The 21,298-nt window shown below is 35.1% G+C and carries 24 protein-coding genes; 7 read left to right on the top strand and 17 right to left on the bottom strand.

Translation table 11 applies throughout. The features are described 5' to 3' along the window. Positions 1 to 9 precede the first annotated feature (9 nt). Complete coding sequence (gene murA, locus ACIGAM_RS15160; RefSeq protein WP_396512321.1) at positions 10 to 1,323, top strand: UDP-N-acetylglucosamine 1-carboxyvinyltransferase; 1,314 nt, start codon at positions 10 to 12, stop codon at positions 1,321 to 1,323. Between the two features lie 94 nt (positions 1,324 to 1,417). Here murA and ACIGAM_RS15155 read toward each other — a convergent pair whose 3' ends face one another. Further along, a complete protein-coding gene (locus tag ACIGAM_RS15155; RefSeq protein ID WP_396512320.1) occupies positions 1,418 to 1,939 on the bottom strand; it encodes a 5'(3')-deoxyribonucleotidase in 522 nt (173 codons plus the stop codon). Positions 1,940 to 2,063: 124 nt separating this feature from the next. On the opposite strand from ACIGAM_RS15155, the gene ACIGAM_RS15150 reads away from it, so the two are divergent. Further along, entirely contained in the window at positions 2,064 to 2,363 is a 300-nt protein-coding gene (locus ACIGAM_RS15150; protein ID WP_396512319.1) for a hypothetical protein, read from the top strand. Next, positions 2,341 to 3,027 carry an ATP-binding cassette domain-containing protein gene (locus tag ACIGAM_RS15145; protein ID WP_396512318.1) on the top strand — a complete coding sequence of 229 codons (687 nt, stop codon included), beginning with the start codon at positions 2,341 to 2,343 and terminating at the stop codon, positions 3,025 to 3,027. The genes ACIGAM_RS15150 and ACIGAM_RS15145 overlap by 23 nt, the downstream gene beginning before the upstream one ends. Positions 3,028 to 3,049: 22 nt before the next feature. Here ACIGAM_RS15145 and ACIGAM_RS15140 read toward each other — a convergent pair whose 3' ends face one another. From ACIGAM_RS15140 to ACIGAM_RS15125, 4 genes are all read right to left on the bottom strand, one after another. Next, a complete protein-coding gene (locus ACIGAM_RS15140) occupies positions 3,050 to 3,250 on the bottom strand; it encodes a hypothetical protein (protein WP_396512317.1) in 201 nt (66 codons plus the stop codon). Positions 3,251 to 3,349: 99 nt separating this feature from the next. After that, a complete protein-coding gene (locus ACIGAM_RS15135; RefSeq protein ID WP_396512316.1) occupies positions 3,350 to 4,654 on the bottom strand; it encodes a cryptochrome/photolyase family protein in 1,305 nt (434 codons plus the stop codon). A gap of 51 nt (positions 4,655 to 4,705) precedes the next feature. Next, entirely contained in the window at positions 4,706 to 5,404 is a 699-nt protein-coding gene (locus ACIGAM_RS15130; protein ID WP_396512315.1) for an SDR family NAD(P)-dependent oxidoreductase, read from the bottom strand. Positions 5,405 to 5,407: 3 nt separating this feature from the next. Continuing rightward, positions 5,408 to 5,920 carry a cell division inhibitor gene (locus ACIGAM_RS15125; protein ID WP_396512314.1) on the bottom strand — a complete coding sequence of 171 codons (513 nt, stop codon included), beginning with the start codon at positions 5,918 to 5,920 and terminating at the stop codon, positions 5,408 to 5,410. A 303-nt stretch (positions 5,921 to 6,223) separates the two neighbouring features. Here ACIGAM_RS15125 and ACIGAM_RS15120 point away from each other — a divergent pair, with 303 nt between their 5' ends. Then, positions 6,224 to 7,063, top strand: a complete 840-nt coding sequence (locus tag ACIGAM_RS15120) for a DUF2911 domain-containing protein (protein ID WP_396512313.1) — start codon at positions 6,224 to 6,226, stop codon at positions 7,061 to 7,063. A 52-nt stretch (positions 7,064 to 7,115) separates the two neighbouring features. Here ACIGAM_RS15120 and ACIGAM_RS15115 read toward each other — a convergent pair whose 3' ends face one another. The 9 genes from ACIGAM_RS15115 to ACIGAM_RS15075 all read right to left on the bottom strand — a co-directional run bounded on the left by ACIGAM_RS15115 (position 7,116) and on the right by ACIGAM_RS15075 (position 17,612). Then, entirely contained in the window at positions 7,116 to 8,087 is a 972-nt protein-coding gene (locus ACIGAM_RS15115; RefSeq protein ID WP_396512312.1) for a Gfo/Idh/MocA family protein, read from the bottom strand. Next, positions 8,087 to 9,817 (bottom strand): sodium:solute symporter, encoded by a 1,731-nt coding sequence (locus ACIGAM_RS15110; RefSeq protein ID WP_396512311.1) that lies wholly within the window; start codon positions 9,815 to 9,817, stop codon positions 8,087 to 8,089. Before ACIGAM_RS15110 ends, ACIGAM_RS15115 begins: the two co-directional genes overlap by 1 nt. 108 nt (positions 9,818 to 9,925) lie before the next feature. After that, positions 9,926 to 12,433: a PIG-L family deacetylase gene (locus ACIGAM_RS15105; RefSeq protein ID WP_396512310.1), complete on the bottom strand. Its 2,508-nt coding sequence runs from the start codon at positions 12,431 to 12,433 to the stop codon at positions 9,926 to 9,928. A 149-nt stretch (positions 12,434 to 12,582) separates the two neighbouring features. Continuing rightward, positions 12,583 to 13,173, bottom strand: a complete 591-nt coding sequence (locus ACIGAM_RS15100) for a Maf family nucleotide pyrophosphatase (RefSeq protein WP_396512309.1) — start codon at positions 13,171 to 13,173, stop codon at positions 12,583 to 12,585. Positions 13,174 to 13,196: 23 nt separating this feature from the next. Continuing rightward, a complete protein-coding gene (locus ACIGAM_RS15095; RefSeq protein ID WP_396512308.1) occupies positions 13,197 to 14,111 on the bottom strand; it encodes a geranylgeranylglycerol-phosphate geranylgeranyltransferase in 915 nt (304 codons plus the stop codon). 80 nt (positions 14,112 to 14,191) lie between these two features. Beyond that, a complete protein-coding gene (locus ACIGAM_RS15090; RefSeq protein WP_396512307.1) occupies positions 14,192 to 14,926 on the bottom strand; it encodes a head GIN domain-containing protein in 735 nt (244 codons plus the stop codon). Between the two features lie 28 nt (positions 14,927 to 14,954). Next, positions 14,955 to 16,694: a PspC domain-containing protein gene (locus ACIGAM_RS15085; RefSeq protein WP_396512306.1), complete on the bottom strand. Its 1,740-nt coding sequence runs from the start codon at positions 16,692 to 16,694 to the stop codon at positions 14,955 to 14,957. Then, positions 16,687 to 17,031: a PadR family transcriptional regulator gene (locus ACIGAM_RS15080; protein ID WP_396512305.1), complete on the bottom strand. Its 345-nt coding sequence runs from the start codon at positions 17,029 to 17,031 to the stop codon at positions 16,687 to 16,689. The genes ACIGAM_RS15085 and ACIGAM_RS15080 overlap by 8 nt, the downstream gene beginning before the upstream one ends. A gap of 68 nt (positions 17,032 to 17,099) precedes the next feature. Continuing rightward, complete coding sequence (locus tag ACIGAM_RS15075; protein ID WP_396512304.1) at positions 17,100 to 17,612, bottom strand: DUF4870 domain-containing protein; 513 nt, start codon at positions 17,610 to 17,612, stop codon at positions 17,100 to 17,102. A gap of 145 nt (positions 17,613 to 17,757) precedes the next feature. Here ACIGAM_RS15075 and ACIGAM_RS15070 point away from each other — a divergent pair, with 145 nt between their 5' ends. The 3 genes from ACIGAM_RS15070 (at position 17,758) to ACIGAM_RS15060 (ending at position 19,489) form a co-directional block, all read left to right on the top strand. Next, positions 17,758 to 18,219 (top strand): DUF4442 domain-containing protein, encoded by a 462-nt coding sequence (locus tag ACIGAM_RS15070; protein ID WP_396512303.1) that lies wholly within the window; start codon positions 17,758 to 17,760, stop codon positions 18,217 to 18,219. A gap of 136 nt (positions 18,220 to 18,355) precedes the next feature. After that, positions 18,356 to 19,156: a TIGR00266 family protein gene (locus ACIGAM_RS15065; protein WP_396512302.1), complete on the top strand. Its 801-nt coding sequence runs from the start codon at positions 18,356 to 18,358 to the stop codon at positions 19,154 to 19,156. Positions 19,157 to 19,291: 135 nt separating this feature from the next. Continuing rightward, positions 19,292 to 19,489 (top strand): hypothetical protein, encoded by a 198-nt coding sequence (locus tag ACIGAM_RS15060; protein ID WP_396512301.1) that lies wholly within the window; start codon positions 19,292 to 19,294, stop codon positions 19,487 to 19,489. A 50-nt stretch (positions 19,490 to 19,539) separates the two neighbouring features. Here the strand turns inward: ACIGAM_RS15060 and ACIGAM_RS15055 are convergent, their stop codons facing one another. The 3 genes from ACIGAM_RS15055 to ACIGAM_RS15045 all read right to left on the bottom strand — a co-directional run bounded on the left by ACIGAM_RS15055 (position 19,540) and on the right by ACIGAM_RS15045 (position 21,012). Next, a complete protein-coding gene (locus ACIGAM_RS15055; protein ID WP_396512300.1) occupies positions 19,540 to 20,490 on the bottom strand; it encodes a LysR family transcriptional regulator in 951 nt (316 codons plus the stop codon). Between the two features lie 111 nt (positions 20,491 to 20,601). Beyond that, positions 20,602 to 20,868, bottom strand: coding sequence for a DUF2141 domain-containing protein (locus ACIGAM_RS15050; protein ID WP_396512299.1), 267 nt, complete (start codon positions 20,866 to 20,868; stop codon positions 20,602 to 20,604). Between the two features lie 6 nt (positions 20,869 to 20,874). Further along, on the bottom strand, positions 20,875 to 21,012 hold the full coding sequence (locus ACIGAM_RS15045; protein WP_396512298.1) for a hypothetical protein: 138 nt from the start codon (positions 21,010 to 21,012) through the stop codon (positions 20,875 to 20,877). Positions 21,013 to 21,298: the final 286 nt, after the last annotated feature.

Here is a 21,298-nt window from a genome sequence, read left to right as displayed (position 1 = left end):
TATTTTTTAATGGGAACATTTCAAATAGAAGGAGGGCATCAACTCAAAGGATCCATCCAGCCGCAGGGTGCAAAAAACGAAGCATTACAGATCTTGTGTGCCGTTCTACTAACCCCACAGGAAGTTATAATAAATAATATACCAGATATAGTTGACGTCAATAAACTCATTGATATTTTAAGTAATCTGGGCGTAAAAATTCAGAAGCTTGGTAAGGGTAAATACTCTTTTATAAGTGACGCATTACACCTTGAATATTTAGAAAGTGAACGCTTCAAAAAAGAAGGTGGCGGCCTGCGTGGTTCTATAATGATTGTAGGTCCCTTATTAGCTCGCTTTGGTAAGGGGTATATTCCGCGTCCGGGTGGTGATAAAATAGGTCGCCGCAGATTAGACACTCATTTTGAGGGTATGATTAAGCTGGGAGCTAAATTTAGATATAATAAGGAGGAACGTTTTTATGGAGTAGAAGCTCCTGAAGGTTTGAAAGGAACATTTATGTTACTTGATGAGGCTTCTGTAACCGGTACTGCAAATATCGTAATGGCTGCTGTACGGGCTAAAGGACAAACTACTATTTACAATGCGGCCTGTGAACCCTACTTACAGCAGTTGTGTAAGATGCTTAATAGTATGGGAGCTAATATTAAAGGTATTGGCTCTAATATGTTAATTATTGAAGGGGTAGATGAGTTAGGAGGTTGTGAGCATACAATTCTACCTGATATGATTGAAATAGGATCTTGGATAGGTCTTGCAGCAATGACAAAAAGTGAAGTCACAATAAAAAACGTAAGCTGGAATGATCTTGGGGTTATACCTGCAACTTTTAGAAAATTAGGTATTACGGTAGAACGTAAAGGAGATGATATTTTTATTCCCGCACATAAAGAGGGTTATGAGATTGAAACCTTTATAGATGGTTCATTTATGACCATTAGTGATGCGCCCTGGCCTGGTTTTACTCCAGATTTATTGAGTATTATTTTAGTTGTAGCTACGCAGGCAAAAGGTGAAGTTTTAATACACCAGAAGATGTTTGAAAGTCGTCTGTTCTTTGTAGATAAATTGATTGATATGGGTGCAAAGATTATTTTGTGTGACCCGCATCGTGCTACTGTTATAGGTCACGATTTTAAATCTAGCTTAAAAGCAACTACGATGTCATCTCCAGACATTAGAGCCGGTATTTCTTTATTAATTGCAGCATTGAGCGCAAAGGGAACCTCTACAATTCATAACATAGAACAAATAGATCGTGGTTATGAAAACATTGATGAACGATTACGAGCAATTGGAGCAAAAATTATTAGAACTGCTTAATTGTTTTCTTGGAATATATAATTAAAACAAAATCCCGAAACTTAAGTTTTGGGATTTTGTTTTTTACATATTAATTGATTTGTAAGTTTTTATTTTACAAAAGTAATTTTGCTACATCTTGCCAGGTATCTGCGCGGTCAAAACCAGTTGTATTTGAATTGTGTGGTGATGAAAACTGTATTCCTCTACCCTCAAAGGCTTTTAAATTATAGGAGCGATCATCTATTAAGATGTCTCCTTTTAAAATATGTTTGTGTCCACATAAAATGCGGTTTTGCCATGGTATAAATGGAAAGTGTGTGTCTAACCAATCAGCTTTATCTTCTAAACTCGTTTTAAATTGCATAGCCGCAGAAGCAATATATAATTCATATTTGCTTTGAAGCGCTTTTAAAACTTCCTGACTGTCTTTCATAACATCAAGATTTTTAAAGAACCCAGGTTCGTTGGCGTGATTACGTATGTAAGCCTGATGCTCTTCAGGAACCATTTGCCAAACTTCAGAACCTAAGCAATCTTCTTTCTTAAGGTTTGCGGCGTATTTTTTATTATATAAATCAATGTGTGCCTGGTACGTGTCTGCAATGACTTCGTCCATGTCTATAAATAGGGTCATAGGTATATTTTTAAAAGTTTAAAATACAGCTTGTGTATTAAATAAAGACACAGGTTGTATATAATTCTACTATCACGTGATAGATATTCTTTTTATGATTTAAATTTAATTAGAATCTAATTTTATGTGGCGACTCTATAGAGATATTACAGGTTATGCTTTATTGTTTACACTGGTAACGTTGTTTTTTGGAAGCGGAATTATTTCAATTATACTTTTTGGAATATTAGGGACACCCGCAGGATATCTAGCGTTTAATTATTTTCAAAAAGAAGAATTTTACGGGTATTACAATTTAGGATACACAAAATCTAAACTTTTTTTAATGACGTGGTTAATTAATCTGGTATTGAGTCCTATTTTAATTTTAATTTTTTTACTCTTATTTAAACTTCTAACACTTGGCGCTATTACAAGTAATTAATTTACATAAGCAATTTGGTGATCTCGAATTACTTAATTCATGTAATTTTAATCTCCAAACTGGTGAAATTCTAGGTTTGTTTGGTCGTAATGGTGTCGGAAAAAGTACGCTGCTTAAAATTCTATTTGGTACTTCAATTGCTTCAAAAGGGATATTAAAAATAAATGAAACCCAATACCCAGTAAGACGTAGCATCTGGGATAAGAATCCTATAATTTCTAAAGGCTTAGTAGGATATCTGCCGCAGTTTAGCTTTTTACCTAAGACTGCTAAGGTGTGGGATATTATTCCCACCTATTTTGATGGTGAGGATCAAAATTTAATATTCACAGCACCACGTATGGCAGATATTGCAGAGCGTAAAGTGAATGAACTGTCACTAGGTCAAAAACGATATCTTGAGGTTTTGATTCTAGGGAATTTAAAGCACCCTTTTCTACTTCTGGATGAACCATTTTCTATGGTAGAACCCATATTTAAAGAGCTGATACACGATTTTTTAGTTTCGCTTAAGGCGAAAAAAGGAATTTTAGTTACCGATCATTACTATAATGATGTCTGGAAACTCGCTGATCGAAATCTAATACTCAATAATGGTAAACTACATCAGGTTAATAGAATTGGAGATTTAGTTACCGGTGGTTATTTAAGAACAAGCAATTAAGATTTACTAAAATTAAAGTCACTTAGTTTTTTCTCTTATACTTTTTATTCTTTTTTTGTTGTCCCGGAGCAAATGCTTTAGCGCTCTTAGCACCGTATGCCTTTTTGATTTGACCTGGAGCTCTCGATGAACTTGTATTACGAGAAGTCTTGTATGTTGTCGAACACCCGGTTGAACTTAGTAAATATGTAAAAAGGCTTAAAACTAAAATGAGCTTTTTCATAATCCTTGTTTTGAGGCAAAACTACTGAAGAAGAAACTCTACTAAATAGTGTTTAAGCAAATATTAGGTATATTTTAGTAAGAATTGTAAAACTACAACCTAAGAAACCGCGGCTTTATAAACCGTTAAGCAACGTTCCCGAGCTTCTTTATGATCTACCATTTTTTCAGGATATTCATCAGTGTTGTATTCAGGAATATATGTTTTAATATATTTTTTGTCTTTATCAAATTTATCAACTTGAGTCATAGGGTTGAAGATTCTAAAGTAGGGAGCAGCATCTACACCACTTCCAGCAGCCCATTGCCAATTACCTACATTACTTGCCTGCTCATAATCTAACAGCTTTTCGGCAAAATAGGTCTCACCCCAGCGCCAGTCTATTAAAAGATGTTTGCATAAAAAACTTGCCGTAAGCATACGTACACGATTATGCATATACCCAGTCGAGTTCAATTCACGCATACCGGCATCAACCAAAAGAAAACCCGTAGTTCCGGTTTTCCATTTTTCAAACTCTTCCTCATTATTACGCCATTCTATTCGGTCATACTTTTTTCTAAAGGCATTGTCTACAGTTTCAGGATAATGATAAAGTATTTGCATAAAAAACTCACGCCATACAAGCTCGCTCCAGAATACCTGATTATTTTCAGCAAGTGCTTTTTTAACCATTTTGCGAACACTTACGGTGCCAAACCGTAGATGGGGGCCTAATCTTGAAGTGCCCTCTTGAGCGGGGAAATTACGAGTGTCTTCGTAATTATCTATTAAAGTAGGGGTGACGTCATAGTCAGGAACTTTTATTGAAGCCTTTTTAAATCCCATATCACCTAAAGTTAAATTGGGTAATCTGCTATTTTCAACAAGGTTATTTAGGTGTTGACTCGTATAGTGAATTTTTAAATCTGTGTCTTCGTTAAAACTCTCAAGCCACTTATTTTTATAAGGTGTATAAACAATATAAGGGTCGCCGTCTCCTTTTACGACTTCATCTTTTTCAAAAATAACCTGATCCTTAAATGTATTAAAGGCAACCTCATTCTCTCCAAATAAAGAAGCAAGCTTCTCATCGCGATTTTTAGCATACGGCTCATAATCTCTGTTTGTGAAGACTTCCTTTACCTGGTAATCTTCTAAAATTTGTTTCCAAACATCATCTGGTTTTCCATAAAATAGTGCTAAAGAACTATCATATTTTTCTTGAAGTTCATCTCGCATAGTTTGCAACGTGTCAAATATAAAAGTAACACGCGCATCATCTTTAGGAAGTTTGTCTAGAATTTCTTTATCAAAAATAAAAATAGGCATTACAGGATTGTCGCCTTTTAGCGCTTCCAGAAAGCCTACATTATCATCTAGTCTTAAATCTCTTCGAAACCAAAATATAGAAACAGTATTCATTTAATTATCGGGTTGGTTAGTAAGGTTGTTAATTAGGTTTTAGGAACTCATTCAATTCACATTTAAAGTAGATATACCACCATCTATTCCTAAAATTTGACCAGTAACCCAAGTGCTATCTTCACTCAACAAGAACGCAGCAACTTTTGCGATATCGTCTGCCGTACCTACACGCTTTAGTGGGTGACGTGCATCCATCATTTCTCGTTTTTTGTTATTTGCGAGAAGTTTTTCTGCAAGCGGAGTATCTGTCAATGAAGGTGCAATAACATTCACTCTAAATGAAGGTGCATATTCTGCAGCTAGTGCTTTTGCAAAACCTTCAATTGCTCCTTTTGCAGCGGCAACGCTTGTGTGAAACGGCATACCAACTTTTACAGCTACAGTGCTAAAAAATACGAGACTTGCCTGTTCTGATTTTTTAAGTCGATCTGTAACAGCTTTTAGAGATTTTATAAGTCCGAAAAAATTAAGATTCATATCATCTCTAAAGGTATCTTCGGTTAACATTTTAAATGGTTTCAAGTTTATACTACCAGGACAATATACAAAACCATCAAGCTGTTCTGGTAGATTTGAAGTATCTAGTGTGCCACTTTCAACGTCATATTCTATATGTGTTGCATTCAAAAAATCTAAATCTTCACTTGTACGAGAAGCAATAAACACATTGTAATCATCGTGTATGAGTTGAACAATTGCTTTTCCTATACCGTGAGAACCTCCTATAAGTAATATATTTTTTTTCATAACTTAATTTAAAATGTCGTGTTTGCTAATACTTTTATCTTCTTTTTTAGGCGCTACATAGGGCCCAAACATCTTCAATAATTGTTCTTGTCTGTATTCAAATATGGAATCTAGTTTTGATTTGACCAAAATAGGATGTGCTACTCTTCCTAAAATCCCAAGTGGTAATTTATAATCTACACTATCTTCCATAGATACACCACCAGGTATTTCTTTAATAAAATGTTTATGATGCCAAAATGCGTATGGACCAAAACGTTGCTCGTCTATGAAGTATTCTTTTTCTTTTAAGGCTGTTATTTCTGAAACCCACTTTGTATTAAAACCAGGTAGCGGCGTTACAGTATATTGAAGTAATTGCCCGGCATACATAGGACGGTCTGCACCTGCAAAGACTTTAAAATTCATATCTGACGGCGTGAGCATCTCTAAATTTCTAGGATTAGTTAAAAAATCCCACGCCTCATCAAGTGAAATGGGTAGTTTTTGAATGCTGTGTAGATTGTAAATTTTCATAAGTAGTTTCAAAAAAGCATTTACCGAAGTCTTCTATTCTGAATTTTGTAAAGATAGGGGCATTATTGTTTAAGTTAAAGCGATTTAAGTTAAACAAAACTAAAATCTAATTTTTGGTTAGTTCAGATTATACAGAGAATTTTGAAAATTTTATAGCGGAGATATGTATTGTTTTGTACATAATTGATTTGTTTAATTAGTAATTTGTTAACATATAAGACAGCTGTATAAATTATATTGTACTGCTCGTAACAATATGTCAAAACATTGATTAACAGAATTCTAAAACTTAAATTTTACCAGATGAAAAAAATTATGCTCGTATGTTTTATTGCTTTGGGTCTTACTACTCAGGCTCAAATACAAACTCCTTCTGCTAGCTCTCATACAAAAATGGAACAAGTGGTAGGTCTTACAACCGTTACCTTAGATTACTCGCGCCCTAATATGCGTGGTCGTGAAGTTTTTGGAAATTTAGTACCCTATGGAAAAATCTGGAGAACAGGCGCTAATGCGACTACAAAATTTACAATTGATAAATCTATAATAATTGCTGATAAAGAACTTTCTAAAGGCACTTACAGCATTTATACGATTCCTGGAGCAGATATGTGGGAGGTTATTTTCTATACAGATGATTCAAACCCTTTAATTACAGAATTTGAAGATAGTAAAATCGCTTTACGCACAATGGTGGAGCCTGTACAAATGCCTATGTCTATGGAAACATTTACAATTTTAATAGACGATGTAATGGCAGACAGTGCAGTTTTAAATATTTTATGGGATGATACAGTTGTACCTGTAAAGTTTAGTGTTATGACAGATCAGGAAGTAATGACTAGCATTGACCAGGCATTATCAGGACCAGCTGCCGGAGATTATTTTAATGCAGCAGTATATTACCTAAATAGCGGAAAAGATATAGAGAAAGCAAAAACATGGATGAATATGGCTATGAGTATGAAAGAAACGCCACGTTTCTGGGAATTACGTCAGCAGTCTTTAATTTTAGCTAAAGCAGGTGATAAGAAAGCGGCAATAGAAGCGGCTAAAAAATCATTGGCAGGAGCGAAAGAAGCTGGTAATGGAGATTACATTAAAATGAATACCGACTCTTTAAAAGAGTGGGGAGCAATGTAATTAAAAATTTATGATTAGTTAAAGCCGTAAATCTGATGATTTACGGCTTTTTTTATGTGTAGTGTAATCCTACTAATTCTCTAATCTCATCTAAGGTATTAATGAGTGTTTTGCTAAAATCAAAAGACATAAGCGGGCTCTCTATTTTGTGCGCTCTCAGAAGTTCTGCAAAATGTATAATTTCAAAATGATATCCTTTGGCGGTATATCTAAAATTGTGTTCGACTTTTACGCCATTTAAAATCGTAGTAACCTTATCTGTATGGTGAAATTTACTATGTAAGTATATCATGCCATTATCACATACCAGTGTAGCTGTGGTTGGTGTATCCTTTAAAATACTAGAAGATAGAAAAGCTTGTGTTTCTGAATTGTAATTAAAGGTTATTTCAATTTCTTCATCAACTTCAGTTTTTCCTATTTTAGCTTTAGCAGTAATTACGTCAGGAGTTCCTAATAGGGCGAGCGCACAAAAAACAGGGTAAATACCTATATCTAGTAGGGAGCCTCCTCCAAGCTCTTTATTGTACAATCTGCCTTGTAGATCGACCGCAGCTTTAAATGAAAAATCAGCATTAAGTGTTTTTACCGTTCCAAATTTTCCGGATTCTAACTCATCCTTTACAAATTTAAAATGTGGCATCATACGAGTCCATAATGCTTCCATCAACAAAACATTATTAGCTCTAGCTACAGAAATCATTTCTTCAACCTGATGCAAATTCATAGCAAAAGGTTTTTCACAGAGCACCGCTTTTCCGTGAGAAAGGCAAAGCAGCGTATCTTTATAATGACGCACGTGAGGTGTAGCTATATATATCGCATCAACATCAGGATCTTTTGCGAGCTGCTCATAGCTATTGTAACATTTTGTTGCTTTGTATTTAGCTTTAAATTGATCTGCTTTTTCTTGAGATCGTGACGCTACTGCATAAACAACAGAATCATTTACGTGTTGCATATCTGTAGCAAAACTATTTGCGATTTTACCAAGTCCCAAAATTCCCCAATGTATTGTTTTCATTACTCTAATAGCTCTGTTTTAGGACTGTCTTTCAAAGTAGTTTGTAAAGTCAGCCCAATTAAAATGACTAAAGCACAACCTATAAAGTTGAGCCATAAATACGGTAATTGTATGTATTCTAATTTATCTAAACTGAATAATATGATGACAATAAGTTGAGTAAGTATCGCAGCGATAAAAACAGCTTTAGACTGAATTTTTTTAATAAAGAAGGCCGACATAAATATACCTAGAATCGTACCGTAAAATATGGAGCCAATTATATTTACTAACTGTATTAAATTGTCAAAAAGATTGGCCGTACATGCGATTAAAATTGCAAGAATTCCCCAACTGAGTGTAAACCACTTTGTAGCATCAACAAAGTGAGATTCTTCTTTTTCTTCATCTAGATTACGTCTGTAAAAATCTACCGTGGTCGTTGCTGCGAGGGCATTAAGTTCTGATGCAGTAGATGACATCGCTGCAGATAGAATTACAGCAAGTAGAAGTCCTATAAGACCTCGGGGTAAATTATTAAGTATAAAATGAATAAAGACATAATCTTTGTCATTAACTTCTACATTTTGATCTGCCTGATTTATGACCATACGGGCTTTTTCTCGTAGTGTTTTTTCCTCTTTATTAAGATTTGCCAAGGCTAGAGCTGTGGTAATTTGCTCACCATTTGCTGCTGTGATTTGCTTTGAAGCATTTTCTGCAACTAAATAACTGAGTTCAGATTTATCTGACCGAAGCTCATTTAATTTGTTCTGAAGTGCATTGTATTCTTTTTCAAAAGGTGTGCCTACGACTGCATTTGTTGCAGCGGGATTAAAATTTAGAGGCGTAGGATTAAATTGATAAAAAACAAAAACCATAACCCCTACAAGCAAAATAAAGAATTGCATAGGTACTTTTAATAGACCATTAAAGATCATCCCAAGTTGCATTTCCCGAACAGATTTACCACTTAAATAGCGCTGCACCTGGCTCTGATCTGTCCCAAAATAAGAAAGCATCAAAAATGTACCTCCTAAGATACCGCTCCAGAAAGTATAACGATTGTTAAAATCAAATGAGAAATCAAGAACATCAAGCTTACCACTTGCTCCTGCAATTTCTAAAGCGTTATTAAAGCTGATATCTTGTGGCAAGTAGCTTATAATTAAAAAGAAAGCAACAAACATACCCAAGAAAATCACGCCCATTTGTTGTTTTTGTGTAACAGTAACAGCCTTTGTTCCTCCTGAAATTGTGTACACTACTACAAGAAGTCCTATTATGATATTGAGTGTATTTAAGTCCCATCCTAAAACAGCAGATAAAATAATAGAGGGAGCAAATATGGTAATACCTGCGGCTAGTCCGCGAGATAATAAAAATAAACCTGATGCTAGAGAGCGTGTACGCTGGTCAAATCTGCTTTCTAAATACTCATAAGCAGTATAAACATTGAGCTTATAATAAATAGGAATAAAGAATATACAGATTACAATCATTGCGATAGGTAACCCAAAATAGAATTGAACAAAGCCTAAACCATCATTGTAAGCCTGGCCCGGAGTTGATAAAAAGGTAATCGCACTGGCTTGTGTCGCCATAACGGACAGCCCTACCGTCCACCATTTAGACTCGTTACCGCCACGTATATAATCTTGCACATTAGTGCGTCCCCGTGTTTTGTAAACACCATATATAACAATAAAAGCAAGCGTCGCAACCAGTACAATCCAATCTATAGTTTGCATACTAAGCCGTATAATAATTCATTAATAAAAAAAACAAAATGATATACACGGCATTGAGTATAAGTACTAGTGTATAGTATTTAGACCATCCTTCTTTTTTAGGTTGCATCATTGTTTAATTTTTTGGTCGTTTTTTCCTATTGAAAGCATATTTGTAAATAGACGGTATGCTCCAGAAACTCCTGCGGGGAGTTCTCTAAAAAAACTGAGACCGGTATAAATATAATGACCTTTACCATATTTTGCCACAAGCAAGCTACCTTCGTTTGGGTTCTCGTCTTTGTCGTGCATAGAAATTAAGGGTTTATATGCTTCATCCCAATTTACAGGAAAGTATAAACCACGTTCCTGTACCCAACCTTCAAAGTCTTTAGCTGTTATTTTGTTAGGAACATTTAAAATCTCTGCTGAAGGATCAATTATTGTCACTTTAGCAAACTCATCGGTAACTCGATTGCTACTCAACTCTAGTGGATATGGCCCGAGATTAGGAAAGTTGAAACCCCGGGCGGTATTATATTGTACCACCATCGTACCCCCATTATTTACATAATCTAGCAATAGGGGTTGTTTGTATTTGAGTTCGTCTAAAATATTATAAGCTCTAATACCCATAACTACCGCATCAAATTGCTTCAAAGATTCTGCTGTAACATCATTAATATTAAGTTGAGCAACTTGATATCCTATTTGCTCCAGACTTTCAGGGATGGCATCACCGGCACCGGCTATGTAGCCAATATAGTTTCCTTTTTTTGCGATATCAAGACGTACCAACTTATTAGTAGATGGGAGTACGAGCGTTTGTAGGGGTATGTGCTCATAATCAATTTTAGTGATTTTAGTAGTTAGCGTTTTATCATTTAATTGAAGTTGAGGTTGTAGAATTCCTTCACTCGCATTCTTGGGAGGAGTAACGGTAAAAGCATAACTTTTTGTTTCTCCTTTTTGAGCAATAGCAAGCTTTTGCGGAGCGCTTACAGTCCAGCCCGACGGAACGTTTAAACCAACGGTGCCTGATAGATTTGAAGTGTAGGCGGTAACTTCAGCTGTGATTTTTTTGGGTTCCGCATTCGCGAAAATGATAACGGGATCCTTCACGGCTACCGAAGCTTTTGGGACTATCTCAAAAGGTTCATAAACTTCGCCGTCAACGCGGTCGTTGTATTTGTAAACCAAATCTGTTGTAACCGGAATGGTAACTCCGCCCATTTTAAGATTAAAAACAGCTTTAAACGCTTTTGGTGTTTCCGGTAAACCGATCAATCGTTGATCGGTTACTTTATATATCCCCACAGAACCCTCTTCTTTCAGCCAGTAGGCAGTGGTAAGATCGGCAGCACCTGTATTGAATTTTTGCTGCATATTATAACGTTTATTGAAGTTTAGCGATCTAAGTGGCTCGGCTACATCGTATTTTTCGCCGGAAGGTTCTAAAACAATATTTTCTAACGTTATTGGGAAATCACTACGATTGATGGCTTCAAAATTCACAGCAATCGTTTCATTTGCGACAGCCGTTTGCTGACCGGTTGTAGCTTCCAGATACAATCCTGCGCAGGCCTTAATTAGAGCAGTAATTTGAGTGATTTTTAAATCGCGCCAATGTGCATCTTTGAGTTTTTTAATCAGTTCATACGCTTCTAGAAGCTGAGGTAAACTCGCTGCTGGGTTTTTAAAATCGTAATTTTTTTCAACCGCTTCAAGAATTTTTCCAATAGCAGCTCCTCCTTTTACACGATTCCAAGAAGTGTCTATACCTTCAAAAAGATTTCCATTTTGTGGGTAGTCTCCTTTCAAAAGTTCTAAATATTCTATTTGATCTCCACGAGAACCTGTATTACCAAAACCCTGAGATTTATGCTGACTACGACTTGACGCAGAAATTTCGGTATTACTTAAACCAAAGCTTGGGTAGTAGCTGCCAACATCAACTTTAACAAGATTGCTTTTATCTGCATTGTCAAAAGCTTCCTGCCCACCATAAAACCAATAGGAGGTATTAAAAAATAAACGCTTGGGTTGCCAAGTTTCTGTAAGTTCTAATTGTTTTGGAAAAACCTCTGGGTCATTTACAAGGTCAAAAGCCTGTACACTCAGCATTGCAGATGTTGTATGATGCCCGTGTGTTGTGCCTGGAGATCTGTGATCAAAGCGATTAATGATGACATCTGGTTTAAAATTACGAATGGCCCATACTACATCACTAAGAACCTGATCGCGCTCCCAAATGGCTAAGGTTTCTTCGGGATTTTTTGAATAACCAAAATCATTAGCGCGGGTAAAACGTTGTTCTCCTCCGTCTGTACTACGAGCAGCTAATAATTCTTGAGTGCGTATAACGCCCAGTAGTTCTCTAATTTCTGGGCCTATTAAGTTTTGGCCGCCATCACCTCGTGTTAAAGCGAGGTATCCGGTACGGGCGTGTACGGTATTAGCGAGATAAGAAATCATTGCAGTATTCTCATCATCTGGATGCGCTGCAAAATAGAGCGCTGTACCTAAAAAGTTTAGGCCTTCAAGTTGCTCATAAATTTCTGAAGAGGATGGCTTTTTTGGTTTTTGAGCCTGCATTTGTAACGTAACGCAGCAAAGAAGAGCGATTAAAAAGCGCATGTAATAAGTATTTTAATGTTAGAACAGGTAGTTTCAAAGATAGGTAAAACGGCATCTAAGAAGATTCCTTTACGGTTTCTTTAACAAAACTAAAACATCTAAAAAGAGCATTTTTTGATAGTTAAAATAATCATTATTTAAGAATAAATTTAGTGCTCTAAAACTTGTTTCAGTAGTGTGTATAATTTTTGAGTAGGTAGTCCCATAACCGTATTATAGGATCCTTCTAATTTTTCTAATGCGATGTGACCTATCCATTCCTGAATGCCGTATGCACCTGCTTTGTCAAAAGGTCTATAGATTTTAATGTAATGCTCAATTTCTTCTTCTGAAAGCTTTATAAAGTGTACTGTAGCAGTGTCATGTGTGGTTAATTGTTGTTTAACTGTAGTCACACAGACTGAAGAAATAACCTGATGACTTGTACCATTTAATAACTGAAGCATCTGAGTTGCTTGTTGTGCATCTTTAGGTTTACCCAGAGCTTGATTATCTTTAAAAACAAGTGTATCGCCTGTGATGAGTATTTCGTTTTCCTTTAAGTCTTGAGAAAAGGCTGCAGCTTTCTTCTGTGCAATAAATTCTGCGATTTCAAAAGGTTGCATTCCTTCTGGATAGGTTTCTTCAACCGGTTTTAAACGAACTTCAAAGTCGATCTCAAGAGCGCTTAGTAGTTCCTGACGTCTTGGCGATTGGGATGCTAGAATGATTTTATTAGTTTTCAGTAGGTTTGGGAGCATACTTATAAGGTTTGGTTCGTTAATCATTTAAACTTTAGAGTCAAAGTCAATACACCTAAAGAGAGGATGCCGGTAAACATAATAAACTTCAATATTCTTGACATATATGCGTAGTGTTTCTTTTTATCTGCATACCTGGCTTTAATACAAAATATTACTAGCGGAACAATCACCGCGGATACTAAATACAGGAATAACCAAACATTGGTTTGCACATACAAATAGATATAGCCTAATATTGTAAAAATGTAAACAACGCTTATGTAGCCAGCTATCTTTGCTGTGCGCTCCAGACCTAAAACAATAGGCAGTGATTTTATACCCACAGCATAATCGCCATTTGCATCTTCAATATCTTTAACGATTTCTCTTAGAAAATTTAGTAGTAAGGAAAAAATCCCATAATCACGTACGACTGAAAATGGAGTAAGTAATTCTTTTTGAAAACTGTTTAAAAAAGGTAAAATATCAAATATTAGAAGTATAAAAATAGCTGAAGCTACCACGAGACTAACTACTAGGTTTCCAATGAGAATTACTCTTTTTAAAAAGTTTGCATAAACATACAGCAATGCTGAAATTAGTACAAACACAGTAGTAAAATTAGATAACCCCAGACGATTACATAATAAAAAGCCTAAACCTACTCCACCAATGTTAAAAACGAGATAACTATTAAATGCAAAGTTTTCTGAAAAATAGTGGGGGATATAGGTTTTTGAGGGTTTGTTAATTAAATCACTTTCAACGTCATTTAAGTCATTAATAATGTAACCGGCAGCAGCAATACATACTGTTGCAAGTACTAATAGTGTAAAATTAAAATGGTTTAAAAGTACAGGTAAATGCAATGCCTTTAAAAAGCCGTAATGAACCAGAACCTGTGTTAATATAATCAACAACAGATTTTTATATCTAATCAGTTTTAAGAAGGTCAATCTTTTGTTTTTGGAAAAGACCAAATATAATAAAAGCCACGTATTCTGTGGCTTTTATGATTGATTGATGAATGATGATTTTATTGTTTGCTTATATTGCCACCAGAACTTTCAATTACCGCTACCTTTTTAGGAGATCCCCAGTAATCTATGTCGCCGGCGCTTGAAGCTTTAGAAGATATTTCTTTAGAAGCATAGACTCGAATACTACCTGCACTTGAAGCTTCTGCATCGCAAAATTCAGTCTTTAGGTCTTTGGCATTAATCGTAGCGGCAGAACTTGCATCAAAACGAACCGTTTGTGCTTCACCCTCAAGATCTAATGTTGCAGCACTGCTGGCTTCTGCAATAATTTCACGAATTTCTACCGGTAGTTTTACCGTTGCTGCGCTTGACAGATCAAAACTTATACGATCTCCTGTTAAAGCTTCGGTAGCTGTAATATTAGATGTGCTACTTGCTTTGATCTCTTCAATAGATTGTGTATAGGTTACATGAATTTTACGCGATGTAGCATTCCCAATGTTTGAATTGTCTGTAGTCTCTATACGCAATGTATTGCCTTCAAAGTGAACATCTAGGTATTCAAGAAGATTTTCGTCCATCTCTGCTACAACAGATGATGTAGTTCCTTTTTCTAAAATTATGTCCCAACCATTACTACTGTGAATTTTAGAAAACTCCTGACTCAAGTTGAGGTTTTTAGTAACAACATTTCCGTTACCATTAACTTGTCCCATTTCAAAATTGAAATTACACGAGGTCATTACAAGTGCTACTAGTGTACCTATGATTAATTTAATTAGAGTGGTCATAATATTTGATTTTGATTGATGAGTGATTTTAATTTATTGAGTCCTGTTTCGTATAAACACTATCTATAATTTCTTTCTGCTTAACCATAACCCCATCTTTTTTAGGAGAAACTTTAGCTTTGTATTCATAAACACCATCTGTTGAAGTTGTATCAGTTGTTAATTCAGAATATTCCCAATCGTTTATATCTTCTAATTCTTCTTTAGGACAATCTGTACATTCAAGGGCATTAGATTGCATAATCGTATAATACCCTATGTAATCGTGATCGAGTAAATCTGAATATCTGCTTCTGTGATAGGAAGAGATGTTTTCATCTGTTAGCAAAGTCATTCCTTCTGGTATTGCAATAATTAGATTTACTTCTTGATCTCTAAATTTACTTGCTAATTCAGTTACAAAATAGTTATCTAGTAATAAAGTACCATTTTCATACTTAAAGTTATAGTAAATAGTGCCAGCGCGCTCTTCGGCTTCTTCATAAGAGCTTCCCTGGGCATTCTTTTTGATAATGAGTTTCGCTTCAGGCGAATCGCTTTTTTGAATACTTAGGTTTACATCTCTATTATAAATTACTTTTTTTCCATTTGCATCTGTGCGTATTTTCCAGCTTGTATTGTGGTATTTGTCTGCACCATACTGGTTCTGCGTTACCATTTTTACCTTTAGGGTATCTGTAGGATTAACTGCAATAACTTCAGTAATTAAGACTTCTCCATCAACAGCAGTAGCCATACCTTGTCGTACACCTAAAACTGCAATCGCAATTAACGAGATTAACCACAAACCCAATAGAGATAATTTCGCCGTTAGGCTTAATCTTTTTAAAGTATTAACTAAGATGCGTAATCCTAGATAAAACAACATGAAGAATGGTATTCCTACCGCTAAAAAAGTAAGCACTGTAATTAACCATATAGGAGCTCCTGATGTGTTTACCATCTCTGCATAACCTAGAATTCTACCTTGTTGTCCAAATACATCTAGTGTCCCTGCAGATACTAAGGCTACAAACAGGGCGATTAAAGTAGAGCCACCTATTATAACAAGTAGTATGCCTATGAATTTCACAAATACCTTGAGGATAAACATTACAAATGTGCCCAGACTTGTCGCCAAAGAATCTGCTCCTTTGCGGGCGTGATTGCCATATTTAACATAGTCAACATTTTTTACAGAATCTGCAACAGTGTCAAAACCCTCTTTTACTTTACGCTGTATATTGTCTATGTTCACGGCCTTTCCCCGCATTTCAAGTTTTTCTGAAGTCGTACGAGCTACAGGAACAAATATCCAAAAAGCAATGTAGATTAGTATGAAACCACCCCAAGAGAAAATTGTTAATAGGATTAGGGCTAAACGAATCCAGATCGCATCAATCTGAAAATAATGACCTAAACCAGCACAAACTCCACCCAGGTATGAGTTATCTGTATCTCTATATAATTTTTTAGAGGTGTTCGCAGTATATGTAGGCGCAGGCTCATCTTCAAAAAGGTCTTCATCAAGACGATAATCTTCGGGCTGTCCCATTATATTAATGACTTCGTCAACTTCGGTAAGCCCTATTACCTGACGTTCGTTTTTTACCCGTTCATTAAAAAGTTCACCTATACGTGCTTCTATATCCTGAATAATTTCTTCACGACCCTGTGCGTCTGTAAACGATCTTTTAATTGCGTCGAGATAGCGTTGTAATTTTGCATAAGCATTCTCATCTATGTGAAAAAATAGACCTGCTAGATTAATATTAACTGTCTTATTCATTGTTTTTAGCTTTATGATTGGTTACCAGTTGAACGGCTTTATGAAGGTCGTCCCAGGTTGATGATAGTTCATTTAAGAAGAGCTTTCCGGTGTCTGTGAGTCCGTAATATTTACGAGGCGGCCCGCTGGTTGATTCTTCCCAGCGATAGTTAAGTAAGCCGGCATTTTTAAGTCTGGTAAGTAGTGGGTAAATTGTACCTTCAACTACCAGTAACTTGGCGTCCTTTAGCGTGTCTAGTATTTCGGCAACATAGGCATCTTCATCTTTTAATATAGATAAGATGCAATACTCCAAAACACCTTTACGCATTTGCGCTTTTGTGTTTTCAATCTTCATAGATTCTCATTGTTAAGCGATTAATAACTGTTCGTTTTTGACTCACCACTATGGTGAAATAATTTTGCTTAAGCTTTAGGTGATGAGTCTAAAGGTGTTTCCTCATTAGAAACACTAAGCGGTTTTAAAAAGTTTATACTAAGAGGGTATTTATAGATCTCTCCATTGCTAGCACTTACTGCAGCAGAAATGACTGAGAAGAGTGAAAGAATGCAAAGAGCCAATAGTAGTATCCCGAAGACCACCCCTATTACAATTAAACCTATAGCATCATTTGGAATAATAAAACTCTCAAAAGATTGTTCAGGAATATTCCCCAATTTATCTGAGGCATTAATTGCTTGCCATAAAATAAAGGGTATCGCGATAAGTATTATGGCAATGGCATAGAGAGTAGTGCTCATTTGAAAGTTAAGAGCACGTCTCCCGTGATTATCTACATAGATCGATTCTTTTTTTAAAGCCGCCCAAATTAATAGTGGCGCTATAAAATTTCCTAACGGAATTATAAATTGAGCAAATACAGATAAATGAATAAATGTCGCTACGTTTTTCTGATGATTTGTAATACTAGTTTCCATTGCTTATTATTTTCTTATGCAAATATATATACAAAGACAGGTATTTTGTATTGCATAGTACTTAAATTTAACTTTATATTAACAAAAAAGAAATTTACTCAACTGAAATGTTAAGCCTATTTTTGAACAAAATAACACTCTAATTATGTCTGTAACACCTAGTAAATTCAACACTTTTATACTTTTTAAGCTACCTTCGGCTTGGTTATGCGGGGTGCGTATAAAATCTATAACGGCTCAAACAGCTATTACCACAGTTACTCATAGATGGATTAATCAGAATCCATTTAATTCTATGTTTTGGGCAGTGCAGGGTATGGCTGCAGAGTTAAGTACCGGAGCAATGGTTATAGATCAAATTAAGCAAAGTGGTCATAAAATTTCTATGCTGGTGGCAAATAACAAAGCTTCATTCACAAAAAAAGCTACCGGCAAAATCACTTTTACATGTAATGACGGTCATAAAATTGAAGAAGCAATTCAAAAAACAATTGCGACCGGTGAGGGACAAACATTTTGGATGCAAAGTGTAGGTACAAATAAAGAAGGGATAACCGTTAGTACATTTGATTTTCAGTGGACTGTTAGAGTGAAGAGTAAAAACTAAAATCGTTACTCCTTCTTTCAAAACAAAAGAGATTCAGGGATTGAAAAATTAATTAGAATAAAATACTTCTGTAACATTTCGCTTATATCTCGTACTTATTAGTAGAATCAATCTAATCAAAAAACGAAATATTAAGATGACTGCACACGAAATAGATTACCAGATTTTTGGAGAAGAAATGCAATATGTTGAGATCGAATTAGATCCACAAGAAGGCGTTATTGCTGAAGCCGGAACTTTTATGATGATGGAAGACGGTATTAAAATGGAAACTATTTTTGGGGACGGCTCTAAAAATGATACCGGTTTATTAAATAAAATATTTGGTGCAGGTAAGCGACTACTTACCGGTGAAAGCATGTTTATGACGGTATTTTATAATAACCTTGTTGGTAAGAGAAAAGTAAGTTTTGCATCTCCGTACCCAGGTAAAATCATTCCTATAGATTTAACTAAAAATGGTGGGAGGTTTATATGCCAGAAAGATGCATTTCTTTGTGCAGCTAAAGGGGTTTCAATAGGAGTAGAATTTTCTAAGAAATTAGGTCGTGGTCTTTTTGGTGGAGAAGGATTTATAATGCAACGACTAGAAGGTGATGGTATGGCATTTGTGCATGCAGGTGGTACAACATTTATTAAAGAATTACACGCAGGAGAAAAGTTGAAAGTGGATACTGGCTGTATAATAGGTTTTGATCACACGGTAAATTACGATATTGAATTTGTAGGAGGTATAAAAAATACATTATTTGGTGGCGAAGGGGTCTTTTTTGCTACTCTAACCGGTCCCGGTACTGTATATATTCAGTCGCTTCCTTTTAGCCGTTTAGCAAAACGAGTTTTAGCTTCTGCTCCACAAATGAGTGGGAAAGATAAAGGAGAAGGGAGTCTATTAGGTGGTCTTGGTGATTTACTTGATGGAGATAACAGATTTTAAACTAAATATTTTAAATGTACACATCACATTTTAACAGTATTTTTAGAATTAATAGAGTAAATTTAGAAATATCTTAATAAACTGCTTTTGATTTAAAACTACTCAAAAAATTTTCTAACTTAAATTAATTCGAATATGGCAAGAGCAATGTTTGAGTATACTAAGACGATCTTAAAAAAAGTAAGTTTTGATAGTGTACTTTTCTGCAAAGAATTACAGAAGGCTGCAAAACGACTACTCCCTTACGAAATAGAAGAACTTCGGGTCTGGATTCAAGAAATAACCAAAACTAATCCAGAACTTAATCAATGCATGATTTATCTTAGTGTATAAAATGAAATTTACAAAAAAGGGCTTCTATTTAGAAGCCCTTTCTTATGATCTTAATTATTTAGTTTCTGAGGAATAGGGCTAATTATTTGAACGTTTTGAAAAGTAATAGCTCCTTTAACTACACCGGCAATGGTAGTTCTCAATGATTCTATTATTTGCATTTTTAATTCGCTTTTGTGATAGAGTAAGCTAACTTCTCTTGCGGGTGCAGGATCTTTGAAAAAATGTAAATATTTTTTCTCTTCATTTTTAATTTCAAGTGTATGTAGGTAAGGCAGAAGTGTCATTCCTAAACCCTCATTAGCAAGTCGCACTAAAGTCTCAAAACTACCACTTTCTAAAGAGAAGGTATCTTTTTCATAATTTCGGTTTGCTTTACACAAATTAATCACACCATCTCTAAAGCAATGACCATCTTCTAATAATAACATATCATTAAGGTCTAAATCTTCTATGGTTATTTTCTCTACAGAATGTAATTTATGATTTGAAGGAATATAAGCTACAAAAGGTTCATAATATAAGGGACGTTCTTTAATAGAATCAAGGTTTAGTGGAGTTGCTGCAATAGCTGCATCTAGATGCCCATCTTCAAGTCGTTCAATAATTGTTTCGGTTGGTAATTCTTCAATTTTCAATTTTACCTTAGGATACTTATTAATAAAATTACGTAGAAACATAGGTAATAGTGTAGGCATGACAGTAGGTATAACTCCTAGTCTAAATTCTCCACCTATAAATCCTTTCTGTTGGTCTACAATATCTGTAATCCTGTTTGCCTCATTTACAATATTACGAGCTTGTATTACAATTTTGCGACCTATATCAGTTAGTTCAATTGGTTTCTTTCCGCGATCAAAAATAATAATATCCAGTTCATCTTCTAGCTTTTGTATTTGCATACTCAAGGTAGGCTGTGTTACAAAAGTTTTTTCTGCTGCCTTGGTAAAATTTTGATTTTCGGCTACTGCCAAAACATATTTAAGTTGCGTAATGGTCATACATATATATTATAGTGTCAAAAATAGAATGACCAAACGATATATTTAATAAAAAAGTCATTTAAAAAAGACAATTTTTTACTAACTCGTATTCTTACATTTAGATTAGAGTTAAAATCTAATTTCTAAATTCACGGGTTCAGTCTTAACTTCAAATTTACAATCATCCCACTCAGGTGGTCCCATAGTCATAAGATTATTAGATAAACCATAAGGTTCCTTTGGCATACCATTAGAGAAAAAATCCATTTGTTCATTACCATTGATATCTTGAAAACATACTATAGCATATAATCCAGGTTTTATATTTTCGAAGATTACTGAAGCTTTGCCATTTTCAATAGAGCTTTTTTTAGAAAATAGAGGTGAGGCTTTCATAAAAGTTTATTGAGGGTATAGGCCATAAATCACCAGGCCCTCATCACTCACAGCATTATCTATAGTTACTGTTATAGAAGTAGATGTTTGAGCGATTAAATTAGCTGTAAAAAATAAAACTATTGCAAGTACTGTAGTTTTCATAAGTAGTGTTTAGATATTGATTAGACGGCTAAACTTAAAATTAGCTTACTTATTTACATTATTATTGAAACCCAAATGTCAATAAATAAGGATGAATTGAATTATTTGTGTAGAGTTACAGTAATAATGTAGGATGCTTTTGTTGATTTTCGCTGCTTTGTGCAGCGACCGGGCTATTACTACTCGCTTATTTTAAAGACTTAGGTCTTTAAAATAGAGCTCAAACAGGCCGTTTTATCCCTAAGCCTTGATTTTCGCGAAGATTCAAAATTCATTTTACAATAAA

It is taken from the genome of Leeuwenhoekiella sp. NPDC079379, from assembly GCF_044542075.1.
Taxonomy (GTDB): domain Bacteria; phylum Bacteroidota; class Bacteroidia; order Flavobacteriales; family Flavobacteriaceae; genus Leeuwenhoekiella.
This window is presented reverse-complemented; position numbering and strand designations above follow the sequence as displayed.

Excerpts from the sequence above, each read along its gene's own strand:
- ACIGAM_RS15100 (WP_396512309.1), bottom strand. The coding sequence starts at position 13,173 with ATGCTCCCAAACCTACTGAAAACTAATAAAATCATTCTAGCATCCCAA.
- ACIGAM_RS15105 (WP_396512310.1), bottom strand. The coding sequence starts at position 12,433 with ATGCGCTTTTTAATCGCTCTTCTTTGCTGCGTTACGTTACAAATGCAG.
- ACIGAM_RS15085 (WP_396512306.1), bottom strand. The coding sequence starts at position 16,694 with ATGAATAAGACAGTTAATATTAATCTAGCAGGTCTATTTTTTCACATA.
- ACIGAM_RS15110 (WP_396512311.1), bottom strand. The coding sequence starts at position 9,817 with ATGCAAACTATAGATTGGATTGTACTGGTTGCGACGCTTGCTTTTATT.
- ACIGAM_RS15065 (WP_396512302.1), top strand. The coding sequence starts at position 18,356 with ATGACTGCACACGAAATAGATTACCAGATTTTTGGAGAAGAAATGCAA.
- ACIGAM_RS15060 (WP_396512301.1), top strand. The coding sequence starts at position 19,292 with ATGGCAAGAGCAATGTTTGAGTATACTAAGACGATCTTAAAAAAAGTA.
- ACIGAM_RS15055 (WP_396512300.1), bottom strand. The coding sequence starts at position 20,490 with ATGACCATTACGCAACTTAAATATGTTTTGGCAGTAGCCGAAAATCAA.
- murA (WP_396512321.1), top strand. The coding sequence starts at position 10 with ATGGGAACATTTCAAATAGAAGGAGGGCATCAACTCAAAGGATCCATC.
- ACIGAM_RS15125 (WP_396512314.1), bottom strand. The coding sequence starts at position 5,920 with ATGAAAATTTACAATCTACACAGCATTCAAAAACTACCCATTTCACTT.
- ACIGAM_RS15130 (WP_396512315.1), bottom strand. The coding sequence starts at position 5,404 with ATGAAAAAAAATATATTACTTATAGGAGGTTCTCACGGTATAGGAAAA.
- ACIGAM_RS15150 (WP_396512319.1), top strand. The coding sequence starts at position 2,064 with ATGTGGCGACTCTATAGAGATATTACAGGTTATGCTTTATTGTTTACA.
- ACIGAM_RS15115 (WP_396512312.1), bottom strand. The coding sequence starts at position 8,087 with ATGAAAACAATACATTGGGGAATTTTGGGACTTGGTAAAATCGCAAAT.
- ACIGAM_RS15090 (WP_396512307.1), bottom strand. The coding sequence starts at position 14,926 with ATGACCACTCTAATTAAATTAATCATAGGTACACTAGTAGCACTTGTA.
- ACIGAM_RS15050 (WP_396512299.1), bottom strand. The coding sequence starts at position 20,868 with ATGAAAGCCTCACCTCTATTTTCTAAAAAAAGCTCTATTGAAAATGGC.
- ACIGAM_RS15070 (WP_396512303.1), top strand. The coding sequence starts at position 17,758 with ATGTCTGTAACACCTAGTAAATTCAACACTTTTATACTTTTTAAGCTA.
- ACIGAM_RS15155 (WP_396512320.1), bottom strand. The coding sequence starts at position 1,939 with ATGACCCTATTTATAGACATGGACGAAGTCATTGCAGACACGTACCAG.
- ACIGAM_RS15045 (WP_396512298.1), bottom strand. The coding sequence starts at position 21,012 with ATGAAAACTACAGTACTTGCAATAGTTTTATTTTTTACAGCTAATTTA.
- ACIGAM_RS15120 (WP_396512313.1), top strand. The coding sequence starts at position 6,224 with ATGAAAAAAATTATGCTCGTATGTTTTATTGCTTTGGGTCTTACTACT.
- ACIGAM_RS15140 (WP_396512317.1), bottom strand. The coding sequence starts at position 3,250 with ATGAAAAAGCTCATTTTAGTTTTAAGCCTTTTTACATATTTACTAAGT.
- ACIGAM_RS15075 (WP_396512304.1), bottom strand. The coding sequence starts at position 17,612 with ATGGAAACTAGTATTACAAATCATCAGAAAAACGTAGCGACATTTATT.
- ACIGAM_RS15135 (WP_396512316.1), bottom strand. The coding sequence starts at position 4,654 with ATGAATACTGTTTCTATATTTTGGTTTCGAAGAGATTTAAGACTAGAT.
- ACIGAM_RS15080 (WP_396512305.1), bottom strand. The coding sequence starts at position 17,031 with ATGAAGATTGAAAACACAAAAGCGCAAATGCGTAAAGGTGTTTTGGAG.